8 protein-coding genes are annotated in these 12514 nt (G+C 32.2%); 2 read left to right on the plus strand and 6 right to left on the minus strand.

Going from position 1 to position 12514, the window contains the following annotated elements; translation table 11 throughout:
• Positions 1-33: 33 nt before the first annotated feature.
• The 5 genes from WC622_RS06125 to WC622_RS06145 form a co-directional block, all read right to left on the minus strand.
• Positions 34-2400: a hypothetical protein gene (locus WC622_RS06125; protein WP_372818286.1), complete on the minus strand. Its 2367-nt coding sequence runs from the start codon at positions 2398-2400 to the stop codon at positions 34-36.
• A 12-nt stretch (positions 2401-2412) separates the two neighbouring features.
• On the minus strand, positions 2413-3537 hold the full coding sequence (locus WC622_RS06130; protein WP_372818288.1) for a DUF4249 domain-containing protein: 1125 nt from the start codon (positions 3535-3537) through the stop codon (positions 2413-2415).
• A 3-nt stretch (positions 3538-3540) separates the two neighbouring features.
• Entirely contained in the window at positions 3541-6321 is a 2781-nt protein-coding gene (locus WC622_RS06135) for a TonB-dependent receptor domain-containing protein (RefSeq protein ID WP_372818290.1), read from the minus strand.
• 2 nt (positions 6322-6323) lie between these two features.
• On the minus strand, positions 6324-7028 hold the full coding sequence (locus WC622_RS06140; RefSeq protein WP_372818292.1) for a hypothetical protein: 705 nt from the start codon (positions 7026-7028) through the stop codon (positions 6324-6326).
• 709 nt (positions 7029-7737) lie between these two features.
• On the minus strand, positions 7738-8553 hold the full coding sequence (locus tag WC622_RS06145; RefSeq protein WP_372818293.1) for a LytTR family transcriptional regulator DNA-binding domain-containing protein: 816 nt from the start codon (positions 8551-8553) through the stop codon (positions 7738-7740).
• Between the two features lie 369 nt (positions 8554-8922).
• Between WC622_RS06145 and WC622_RS06150 the strand changes: the two genes are divergently transcribed.
• Both WC622_RS06150 and WC622_RS06155 read left to right on the plus strand, forming a co-directional pair.
• Positions 8923-9342 carry a hypothetical protein gene (locus WC622_RS06150; protein WP_372818295.1) on the plus strand — a complete coding sequence of 140 codons (420 nt, stop codon included), beginning with the start codon at positions 8923-8925 and terminating at the stop codon, positions 9340-9342.
• A 367-nt stretch (positions 9343-9709) separates the two neighbouring features.
• On the plus strand, positions 9710-10090 hold the full coding sequence (locus WC622_RS06155; RefSeq protein WP_372818296.1) for a DoxX family protein: 381 nt from the start codon (positions 9710-9712) through the stop codon (positions 10088-10090).
• 212 nt (positions 10091-10302) lie between these two features.
• On the opposite strand, the gene WC622_RS06160 is transcribed toward WC622_RS06155, so the two are convergent.
• On the minus strand, positions 10303-12514 hold a 2212-nt coding region (locus tag WC622_RS06160; RefSeq protein WP_372818298.1), incomplete at its 5' end, for a DUF5110 domain-containing protein.

Raw genomic sequence — 12514 nt, forward strand, 5'->3', positions numbered from 1 at the left:
TTTTAACAATTCGAACTAAAATTACAAAACTTCTTATTTTTCTCTTATTTGGAAAGTGAACGTACCAACTCCGGGAGTTCCATCATTTGAGAGGCCATTAATAATCCCAATGTATGTTCCTGCAAAATCTGAAGTGTAAAAATTTAGTTCACCATGACCATTTTTATCAATATTTATGGATGGCGACCAATACAATACATTTCTAAAATCTGGAATACGGCTATTAAACTGTGAAGCTGTTTCATAAGATGGGCTATAAAACTCTCGCTGTAATTGCAGTCCTTCATAATCTAACACAAGAGCATTTGGATTAATCTCAATATTGGCAAGATTGCTTTTAAAACTAGTGAGATTAATAATACCGTCAAATTTAGATGACCCATAATTATAAACTTCAGGTACTATTTCTAATTTTTCTATCTTATTTGGATCAATATCCATCACTTTGTTCATGTTAAAATAAGGAACACCATCTAAAAGCACTAATGGGTCTCCATTTAAAGAAACATCCTTACCCAATAATCTTACTTGAAAATTCCCTTGACTCTTAGAAATAAAAGTTTCTGTTACATATTCTCTAAGGGTTTCTTCAAGTGTTCTAAAACGGGTATAATCATTTAACCTATACGTTTTGAAAGGTTTTCCGTAAAATCTTGTGGTATCAACAATAGGATTATTAAATTGATTTAATTTATTTCTCGAATAGACATTTTGAATTTGCACGCCCAAACTATATGCCTTTAATTCATCAAGTAAATTTGCTTTTACCTGGAAATCTGGAAAATCGAACGTTGTATATTGCTCAGAAAATGGGCTCAGAATTGAAATGATTGAAGTAGTATCAGCGTTACTGTTTGTCTGCACGACAAGTTCATTTATTCCATTAAATTTTTTGGTATTAAATACAAAATGCCCATTCGCATTACTCCTACTTTCATAAAATTGCACTCTAGAACCTGGCACACCCAAATAAATAGCCTTGTCTTTTACAGCAGAGCCATTCTTATCTGTCAATTTCCCATTAATTAGATGACCATTTAATTCTGGCAAAAATTTAAATTGAGGCATTTTATTATTTAATACATCACTCCAAGTAAATCTACGCCATCCTTGTGTAAGCAAAAGATTATCTAAAGCAATAGTATTATCACTATTATTCTCTAAAAAGTAATAACCAGGAGATTCTATGCTTCCTTTTAATTCAGAATTCAACCAAAAGTAGCTCACTATATTATTTTGATCCATTCCCTGTAATGAATCTAATTTTCTCACAGCAATAGAAAGATTAGCAGAAATTACTTCTTGTTTTTCATTTTTTACAGACAGATTAATACTTACTTTCTTTCTAGAATCATATTGCTGAGAATCAGAATGGGTTTCAATTTTTAGTTGCTGGTTAGGTTTTTTAAAATACAATCTTTCACAAACAGCTTGTGCATTTTCATTAAATAATGTTAAATGAGATAGGCCTACACCAAGTTGTTGTTTATTTAATTGAAATGTAGCCTTACCATTAACAATATCCGCTGTTTCTGCAATTGCTATTTTGCTGCCATTATGTACAAATAGATAAACTTTTCGGTCCTGTAAATTAGTTCCAATAGTTAGTGTTATTACTTCCCCATCAACAAGAGATAATGTATATCCTAGTTTTTTAGGGGTTGGCAATGTCTTTGTAATGATAGTATTATTAGCCCCGCTCACAATTGCCCTATATGTATGGTTAGCTAATGGCGTAAATGCAAATTTACCCATTCCAAATTTAAAAGTCTGAAACCTAGCTACAGTGTCATTTTTCTGGTCAACTATAACACCTTTTAAGCTCACTCCCTTTCCATCAGACCCCAAAGCCTTAAAACCAACATTACAAGAAAGCCCCTCTACCATATCTCCACCTTCTGGGAAAAACTGCACATCAACATCAGTTCTTATCTTTTTTTGATTTTCAATCGGATTTAGGGCATTAATAAGAATAATTTTCTTCTCAAAAAACAGATTTGCTCCAAAATTTTGTATCCAATTAGTGTACGCTCTAAACTTATATGAGCCACTTGTGCTAGTTATTGGGATGGATAATGATCCGTTCCCGCTCCCATTTTTAAGTAAAACTTTTGATTGTAAAACAGGATTATTGTTTTGGTCTAGAAGTTCCACATAAGTAACCTTACTTAAGTCAACAGGTTTATTCGTACTTGCATCAACATTATAAATCTTAAACCATAAAAGTTCTCCCGCTAAATATTGTTCTTTATCAGTGTGGACAAATATTTTTTCTTGAAATACATTTTGATAATAAGCATCAAAAGAATTTTGCACATTTTTTAATACCTGAGCCTTAACAGTTAATTGTATAACTACCAATAAGAATGTAAGAATTAGCTTAGGATATATTCTGCTCATAGTATTCATTCTTTATTGCCAAAAATTTGGTTTTTTATTTGCCCCTCTTAATGTACAATCTGCACACTCTCTCCTTGTTCCTGTTATGCCATTTGAACTAAATTCTATCGGTATAAAAGTGCCATCATTAAATCTATAATAAAAAGCAGGTAACACTTCTTCAGGTGTTCCACAATCATACGGAAAGGTGGCAATCCAATTTGGGAGCTTATCATTTGTCACATATATTCTTTGTTGTTGAATAGTTCCTGCCCCTATAAAACCAATAACCGGTTCAGAAGTATCTGCAGTATTATGTACATTCCCTGTTAATTGAGATGGTTGGGCATCAAAAATAGAACCTAAATTTTCTGTGTTTTTTCTTAGATTTTCCCAAAAATCATATGCTTCTTTTGTTAATGCGTACTGTTTAACAAGAATGCTATATTTTTCTTCTAATTTTTCGGAATTTGAAGGGATTAGGATTAATGGGCTTTGGTGAATAACATCTTGACTTAGTTTTGCGGATGAACCCAAAATAATTGCATTTGATTTTCCACTTCCCCAACATTGGTAAATATTCTCTAAAGTGGCCTGGCGACTAACAATGCCCTGTCCAGGTTTATAAATAAGGTTTGACTTATTTTTCGCATAAAAAATCCACGCATCCTCAAATTCCCAACGATAAAAGATTGTTTTATTATTACTATCATGTGTACTTACGTGTAATTGGACACCATTGCTTCTAATTTCATACCCTACATTATCAATTGGTGGTGACACCTTAGCTTCAATAAAGCTAGATAGATAGTTCACACCTTTAGTAGTTTTTATATTTATCCTATATTTTTTAGTTGCATTTAGGTTTAAAGGTGGTGCGTTATATACCCCTGGAATTTCCTCCTTTAATAGATAACTTTCATTTGCTTCGCTTTCAATTGTAACTGTTGCACCAGTTTCAGGATTTACAGTATTCTTATTAGCAATCACTACTGTTCTGCTTAATTTAATAAAAGTAGAATCCGTTCCTGTATTAATAAATCCTTCTACAACCAGTAAATTATTGTTAGTTGATGTTACTTTTGGATTGAAAGATTCTTTACATCCAATTATTAGCAAAATAGCAAGCATAAATAATATTTTCAGTTTCTTTTCCATGAATTAAAATTTTATGTTGTAGCTGACAAAAGGAAGTATTGATGCAAAAATAGAGAGTTTATACCCATTTATAGTCCCATTTTCTTGTGAAAAATAAGTAGAATACGCATTTTTTCTCCCTGTAACATTATATAGCCCAAAGGTAAATGAGTTGTGAAAACGTTGATTAATCTTATGATTTCCCTCCACATTAAATGAAATATCAGTGCGAAAATAGTCGGGAATACGATAGGCATTTCTTTCAGAATAATAAACCCTTTCACTTCCCCCATAATAATACTTAGCAATAGGCAATGTAATTGGGCGGCCTGTGCTATACGTTACATTTAATGATAAATGATACCGTTGTTTAAAGCTGTAATTCCCCGTAAAATTAAAAGCATGTGGTTTATCGTAATTTGCTGGATAATATGCTCCTGAATTTATCAATTGAGTACTTGTTAAATCATCCATTTTTAACATCGTTCTTGAATAAGTGTAGCTCATCCATCCAGTAAGTTTTCCCGCATTTTTTTTCACAAAAAACTCAACCCCATATGCTTTCCCTTTGGTACTAATTACATCTGTTTCTATATGATGATTGAGTACTAAAGTTGCACCACTTTTATAATCCAAATAATCCTTTAGTTTTTTGTAATACACTTCTACAGATGTTTCAATGGCTTGTGCATTAAAATTCTTGTACAAACCAAGCGACACTTGATTGCCTAATTGAGGTTTAATATTAGGATCACTTAATTTCCAAACATCAGTTGGTGCAATTGCAGTTGTATTTGATAATAAATGTATGTATTGTCTTAAGGTATTATAGGCAGCTTTAATTGAAAAATCTGGCATTAAATTATATCGTGCAGAAACCCTTACCTCTGGCCCTTGATAGGTTTGAATGAGTTTATTCTTTCCATACGCAGTAGTTCCAGTTAAATTATCTTCAGTTACGGGTAAATTAGGCACATAGTTATTAATTAGTTGTGGGCCTAAATAATTATAGAATGAATAACGCAAACCTGCATTAACAGAAAAAGCATCTGTAATATCAAATTTATCCCCAAGATATACAGCACTTTCTAAGGCTTGCTCAGAAGGTAGTATATCTTGTGTAACCAATGAATTTACCCCAATTGGCTTATATGTGCCAGGATTAAGTTTATAATAAATAGATGAAAAACCAAAATTTAGGATGTGCTGATTAGTTAAACTATAGCTAAAATCTGTCTTAAAACTAGTTTGATGAATGTTAAAATTAAGGCTATACGCATTAACATGATTTACATCGCTCTTAATATTATAATCGTACATATCGGTAGCAATTATAAAAGCAGCATTTAATTTAGCATTAAAAATATGTTTCCATTTAATAGATGCATTTTTATTGCTGTAATTATAGGACGTATCGCTATTTAGTTTAAAGTTATCTTTGCTAATGTAACCAGACAAAGAGAGTTCATTCTTCTCATTAAATTGATGATTAATTCCCACATTAAAATCATAAAATGAAGCCTTACTTTGCTCATAATCTTGCGGTAGTAATTTGATTAGCCAATTTGAATATGTAACCCGACCACCTAAAATAAAGGAGGTTTTATTACTGTCTATGGGCCCCTCTATATTAAACCTACTGGTAATTATCCCTATACCAGCCGAACCTGTAATTTTCTTTTTGTCTCCATCCCTATTCGTTACTTCTAAAACAGAAGACAATCTACCCCCAAATTTTTCTGGAATGGTGCTTTTAAATAGCTGAACACCTTTTACAAGATCAGCATTAAATGCAGAGAAGAAACCAAAAAAATGGGATGGATTATAAATTGTATTATCGTTTAATAGAATTAAATTTTGATCGGTAGAGCCACCACGAACATTAAAGCCTGTACTCGCTTCTCCAACAGATTGCACACCAGGAAGTGTTAAAATAACTCTTAATACATCTGGCTCTCCAAATAAAGACGGTACCCGCTTAATCGCTTTAATATCTAATCTATTAACGCCCATTTCTACCCCCTTTGTATTAGATATCCTATTCGATAGAATTTGGACTTCTTTTAACGTTAAAACCTGCTCTCTTAAGTCAATATTTAGTTTTCCATCCTCATATACCATTATTTGTCGTTTAGTATCATTTTTACTAGTTGCTTTTATGGTTAAAATGTGTGCCCCTCTTGGTAAGGTTAAAGAATAAAATCCAGATGGATTAGAAACCACTTCTATTTTTGGGTTTTCTGTAGAGATGCGTGCCCCAACAATTGGTTTTTGTGTGGTCGATTCGCGTAAATAACCAGTAATAGTTGCAGGTGTGTTTTTAAGTGTGTTTGTTTTTATTCCTATCTCATACAATTTATTTGCGGTAGTGGCTTCTTGAATGATTTCAACCTCCTTTACATAACCACCGGAAGTATTTGGCTTAACAGGTGGATTAAGCGGTAATTTTGAGCGATCAGTTTCATATCCTTGTGCTAATTCTGGTTGAAGGATAATACCCTTTGTTAAAAAAATAGCGTTCTTGTTAAGTATAAAATTAACACCTATAGGTTCAAATACTTGATTTAACACATAAAAAAGTGATTTCTGATCCAATTTTATAGTTATCTTCACACCATCCATCACTACAGGATCATAATAAAAATGCAATCCACTTTTATGCTCTATGTCTATTACAAAATCATTTAATGTTGCCTGTTTAAAATCTATACTGTACAGCTTATCTGGCTTATTCTGAGCAAAAAGCCCAGTGCAGTTCAATACCAAAAAACAACAAATACAAGTATTAAAGCAGATTAAACGCATATTCAATTAAGTAATCTTTCAAAATAAGTAGCCATAATTACCATGGCTCGTTCTGGATCATTTTTAAATTTAATTTTACGCTCAGCTAAATGTCGTTTCAATTCGTTTTTTCTCTCTTTAAATAAACTTAAAAATGAACTCTCATTATCAAATTCATAGTATTTATCATCTCTTTCTAAATAATAAGTTGTTTTAGGTTTAAAATAATAGGGGGTTTCGGCATTAAGGGTAAACTGTAATTTTTTTACTCTTTTCACTAAAATTCTTAATTTCCCTTTATAAATCAAATCAAAAAAACCACTTTCAATTGGAGCAGTTTTAGCAGCTGCTATGCCTATGTACACAAAGTGATGATTATTGATATAAAAATCTGATACTTTCTCACTCACTAAGCTAAATAGTCTTGATTTTCCATATAAAACCGAAACTACTTTATCTAGATATAAATCGTACTGTAAAGGGACATTATTATATCGAAAACCATCATATATAACCGAGCCATTACTAAAGTCTAAGTCCTGAAAATAGGCTGATCCATCTACCGATGAACCATAACTTAAATAAGCTGGTCCATTAAAAAGCATAGATTGTGCTTCAATTGATGTATTAAAAAATGTTTCAACTTTGTTTATCGCCACATTTTCTATACTACCTTTATCACTGCCTTGAGCATGCACCATACCACTAGCTATTAGATTAAGGCACATAATGCTCACTAAGAAATTTATAAATCTATGCATAAAACGGAAAATCCTTACTAAGTGTAAGTATAACTAAAAAAAATTACATTAAATATCGAAGATTAAGCAATCTATTTAAAGAGAAAGATTGGTTTAGTTTAGAAAGAATAAATAGGATAAATATACAAAACACTGATTTTAGTTTTAATAACGTGAACCAAAATTACACGGAAATCATCTCGTTTAATTTTGTTTTTCTTTTATCTACGCACCTTTGCACAAATTAATCCAATTAACGCAAAACAAAATAGTTCAGCATACATTTACGGAATGCTGAACTATAGCGCACAGAGGACGCTTGAGCTAAATGGGTTTCGACAGAAGACATTGCTAAGAATTGTTTCCCTAAGTCAGTCATTTTTTAGCCCTATTTAAAAGATTTAACCCTTAAATTTAGCAATTGGATTTTCTCGACTCTATTTTTCCTTTTTTCCTAATGAGAAAAGGACTTTCCGTGATGGGAGATTGGCATTTCCCATCGGGAAAAACCAAATTTCTGTATCGAAGAGTGCTTAAACTACAGGGTTTTGACAAAATTAACCAGATTTTGTAGCAAATGATATATGCTACATTCAATATCGAATATAAGTTATTGAATGGATGATTGAACTAAGTACGACATTGATAATAAAAATAGAAAGCCAAAACAAAATAGTTTAGCATTAGCAATTAAGAATTAATTAAAACTCCTTAACATCCATTTTTTAAAGTCAGCATTTTCTCGTTGACTTACATCCATTTCTAAATTTAAAGGAGATTTTAATATAATTTTTGTTTTTCTAGAATTTATTATGCTAACCTTTTTAATGACTTCCCTATTTACAATAAAAGAACGTTTTATCATATAAAACTGACCTCTAGGTAAATAGTTTATACTTTTAATTAAAGTATCATTCCAAATAATTTTTTCTCCTTGTAAATTATATGCAAAACAGTTTTTGTCTTCAATAAAAACACAGGCTATTTCTGCAAATGTTTTTTGAGAAATTGACTCATTTGTATAATCTTCTAAAAGTGCCTTAGGAACACTTTTTTGTTTGTTAAGTATATGCCAGTGATAAAATAAATATGCATTTAAGATAATGAGCATTAATACAATTTGCTGTAGATACCTACTAAAATAAACCGTATTCAAAATATTAATTTCATAGAAAGCGAAGTATATTGTTGCCAATATAATTGCCGGTAAAATCGGAAAAAGCACACCGCCAACTAATTGCCTAGGCATTCTTATTTTGTAACTTCTACCCCAAGGATAGTAATAATCTAAAAAACTGGTGATTCTAAAAACTAGCGAAATTAATACATAAGCCATAACAGCATTAATTAATAAGGCACTATAATAATATGGATTTGTAAAAATAACTGCATAAGTATGTTTATCCTCATAAACTATAAGCAGGTGTGAAGACAAAAATGCAAATGGTAATTTTATAACATAGTTAGGGTATTTAACTGCGCCAGCAGCTTTAAACCATGGTGATTTCTTCATATAAGATGTATTAAAAGGTAGGTGTAAAGATTTAGTGAAATCGATAATTGAGATTTAAACGTTTAAAAAATCTGAAGCATTGCTTAAAAATTAGGCAAATAGCTATACCAATATATAAATATTTTGCAAGTGTTTGAAACAAACACAATCTCAGAAAGATTAGGTATTAAGCAAGAAATAATCTTTAAAAATTTATCAACTGTAAACTGATTCTAATTAGTGAATAAGATTAACTATTAGTTATTTAATTATTGTGAAACATCAGTTATCAAAAATAATGACATCGTTCAGCAATTAAATCCTATTTGGGTCTTAAAAAATTTTGATGTTGACTTTAACTTAATGGCTTACTATTAACCTTAATTTACAATGAAAAAATTTCCATTTACCAACGCAGGCTTTCTAGCCTTGCAACATGACCTCTATAGTTTAAGTGATGAGGTTTTAAAAATCGAAGCCGATTTAGTGCTAAATTATTTTGACTATTGGATGGACAACCACTTTGAGCTAAGCAATAATCAATTGTCTTATCTTAAAGCCATAGATCCAAGAGCAAAGCCACTGCTAATTTTTAATACTAGTTTTGCTATTGAAAATAGATTACCCATTATTCTGAATAAAGCTAGAAATAGCAATGACAGTGAACAAGGAAAAATCATTTGGCATAAAAGCACACTAAGCGCAAGTTCTGGAGGACATACTGGATATAAAGCAAGTGGTGCATTAGAAATAAATATTGCTTATCAACTTGTAGAAATTCATCAGCCTGTTTTTGTCAAGCAATTTTAGTTATGAAGTAATTTAATTCCCTTGCCTTCATTTGTGTGAAAGCAAGGGAATTTTTTATTTAAAGTTTCCTTACTCAAAATCTATCCCTTCTTATCTATTGAAAACAAAGCAGGTGGCTACCAACTTTACTATTAACCAATAGGCCACCCACTTTGTCTAAATCAAATATAATAAAAAAGCATCTAACTAAACAAATATGTTTATACAAGTTTAACCTATAGTCTAAATAACTATTTGTAAAATAGCTCTAACAATAGTTCTAGCTATTTTTTGAGCATGTCGCATTTCACCCTAATGATTGTCTTTTTTATAGCAGTATTATTTACTGTCTTCTTGATAATTTAGCTTAACTAAAAAAATAAATCAGATGAAAAAAGAAAAAACAATTTTTTGGATCTCAACGACAATTATCTTCTTAATGGAAGGCGTTATGCCAGCTTTAACCTCACAAACTGAGTTGGCAAAAGAGGGAATCAGGCATTTAGGATATCCTGAATATTTTGGGAATGCTCTAGTGGTTTTTAAAGTTTTGGGCACATTAATTTTAATGATTCCTCAAGTGCCAAAGCGTTTTAAAGAATGGGCATACGCAGGATTTGGATTTGATTTCATATTTGCGAGCATTAGTCACGGCGCAGTAGATGGCATTAATTTTCAAACATTTTTCCCATTAATATTCTTGGGTATTTTAGCCATTTCTTACGTGTATTATCATAAATTAAATACTAGTGCCATTAAATACGACTAATTTATGTTATTTTTTTTAAGCATGAGGGGGATTGCCGCAGTCGGTGAAGAACCTCCTTCGCAAAGACGGGCTCCTTTAACTAAAAAAGCTTCTCGAATTCTTGAGAAGCTTTTTTTAAGTTTTTGTCGTTATCCTAATCCGATAGCTATCGGATTTATTTAAGGGGTCTTTCTAATAGCTGCTGAAACGAGTTCAGTATGACGGATTGATAGCTAAAAACCTAAACTATTCAATGCTTTATCAACTAATAGACCATCAACCGCTTTTAAATTAAAGGTTACTTTACGTTTCGCTTTTAATTTAATCACGAATAACTCTGAATTTCCTTTTATGGTTTGTTTATCGCCTATGTTTACAAAAGTAGGATATAGTGCTTTTTTACCATTGGTATGTAATCTATCATAGGTTAGATTTTCCATATCCTTAACGGCTAGGGCTTGTACACTTACAAATTCAAAGTCTTGCGGGTTGTAAGGCAAGCCAAAACTTAATGCGTTTACACCACTTAGATTATTTCCTTTTACAGTTATCTCTACGGTTTCACCTTCGTTATAGCTAGACTTTCCAGCGCTTAACGTAATGCTTCCTGCTAGTTTTTCATTCTTATCAATTTCTACGCCTCCATCTAATTGTACGGCTACGTTCGAAATATCATACGCATCTATAAGATCATTTTTATTAATATCACCGTTACTAATGTAGCCATCAAAATCGCCATCGCCTTTGCGTAAACCAGTATAATTGGTGTATGAGGTGATGTCATTTCCATCTATTAATTTATCGTTATTAATATCGCCTGGAATAAAGCTCTCTGTTCCTGGAACTTTAAATACATATAATTCTCTTCCCGAACCAAAACCACGCACACCTTCCGTCACTGCAATTTTGATGTAACGCACTGTTGGGTGATTAGCAAAATCAAATGTTTTTGTATCACCATTTTTTGCCCAATCAAATTTACCAGCTTCTGTCCATGTCGTTTTATTACTACTGTAATAGATAGTGCCTTTCAGCAACACGCCATTTCCTCCGCCAATGCGTGGTAAATAGTTTAATTTCTCTATCTGATTTACACTTTTCAGATCGATAACCATATCAAATGGCACTGCGTTTTGATCCCATTTGGTATGCCAGCCGTTGTCTTCATCAAAATCAAATAGTTTATTAATTCCTGCTCCGCCTTGATTTTCTGCAGTAGTTTCTCCTTTAATTCCTTTAATTGCAAATTGTAATGGGTTTACTGTTGTAGCAGCGTTAATATCTACCCAATTAGAATAGCCATCTTTATTGGCTGCTCGTAACTTAAATGAATAGGCAGTTTCTGGTTTTAATCCATCGAATAAAAATGTAGTATCCTTAATGGTGGTGTACACCATGTTGTTAAAATCGATTTCATAAAAATCAGCATTGCTTACTGCTTTCCAAGATGGTTTTAAGGTAAAAGCTGCTGTATTTTTTGCTGAAACTTGCGCTAGTGTTGGAGCAGTTAATGCACCTGATGTGATACGATCTTTATCCGCCGGTGCGAAAACGAAGCCTTTAATTTGTACCTTAATTGCATTTGTACTAATGTCTGTTGGTGCTAGTTTTACCAGCAACTGAGGGTTTTTAGTCATGGCCACCTTTTCAAATTCGCTTCCTTTGGTTGCAAAGCGATTTAAGTCTGGTGCAGCATCGAAAAAATATCCATTTTGTAGTTTTGCAAATTCAACAGCCGATTTTGCTGCTTCTAATTTTACACTTTTACCACCAACAGTTGCTGTAACTTTTTGAGGTTGTTCGGTTACGTTTATACTAAATGAAGTTGATTTCTCTTTTACAAAGCCATCAAAATCACCTTGGGTAGGATTGATAGTAATTGTAGCATTAGTTTTATCTACCGAAGAAGAGATTAATGTTGTTGCACCTTTACCTAATTTGTAGGCTTCGGTTTTTCCATCATCATCATATTCTGTAAAAGAGCTAGTGCCTGCTGGATAAACTTCGTAACTACGTACTGCTTTATTAATTTCTGAAACATTGTTATTTGCGTTTACCATTGGAATAATTGCTCCGCTTTTTACGAAAACAGGCAGCTTCCAAATCGGCGTCTTAAAACTATTGATTACGGTATTTCCAGTATATTTTTCTCCTGAAAGGTAATCTATCCACGTTCCTTCTGGCAAGTAAATATTGTTACGAATATCATTTCCTTTTTCATCAGCTTGTGTGGCTTGGTAAATTGGCGCTACCAAAAAACTAGGGCCGTATAAGTATTCATATTGTGTTGCAGTACCTAATGTAAAAGCATTTGGATGGGTTAAAAATAATGCCCTGATGATTGGCAAACCATTTACTGCTTCTTTTGCAACGCTATAACTGTATGGTAATAACTCTGATTTAAGTTTTAAATAGTTACGATTGATGGAGGCGGCTGGTTCTCCT

Origin of the sequence: Pedobacter sp., assembly GCF_041662865.1 — a bacterium.
Lineage (GTDB): Bacteria > Bacteroidota > Bacteroidia > Sphingobacteriales > Sphingobacteriaceae > Pedobacter.

Bases quoted from the DNA above. Each gene is read 5' to 3' on its own strand.
- WC622_RS06155 (WP_372818296.1), top strand. From the start codon at position 9,710: ATGAAAAAAGAAAAAACAATTTTTTGGATCTCAACGACAATTATCTTC.
- WC622_RS06130 (WP_372818288.1), bottom strand. From the start codon at position 3,537: ATGGAAAAGAAACTGAAAATATTATTTATGCTTGCTATTTTGCTAATA.
- WC622_RS06135 (WP_372818290.1), bottom strand. From the start codon at position 6,321: ATGCGTTTAATCTGCTTTAATACTTGTATTTGTTGTTTTTTGGTATTG.
- WC622_RS06145 (WP_372818293.1), bottom strand. From the start codon at position 8,553: ATGAAGAAATCACCATGGTTTAAAGCTGCTGGCGCAGTTAAATACCCT.
- WC622_RS06125 (WP_372818286.1), bottom strand. From the start codon at position 2,400: ATGAGCAGAATATATCCTAAGCTAATTCTTACATTCTTATTGGTAGTT.
- WC622_RS06150 (WP_372818295.1), top strand. From the start codon at position 8,923: ATGAAAAAATTTCCATTTACCAACGCAGGCTTTCTAGCCTTGCAACAT.
- WC622_RS06140 (WP_372818292.1), bottom strand. From the start codon at position 7,028: ATGTGCCTTAATCTAATAGCTAGTGGTATGGTGCATGCTCAAGGCAGT.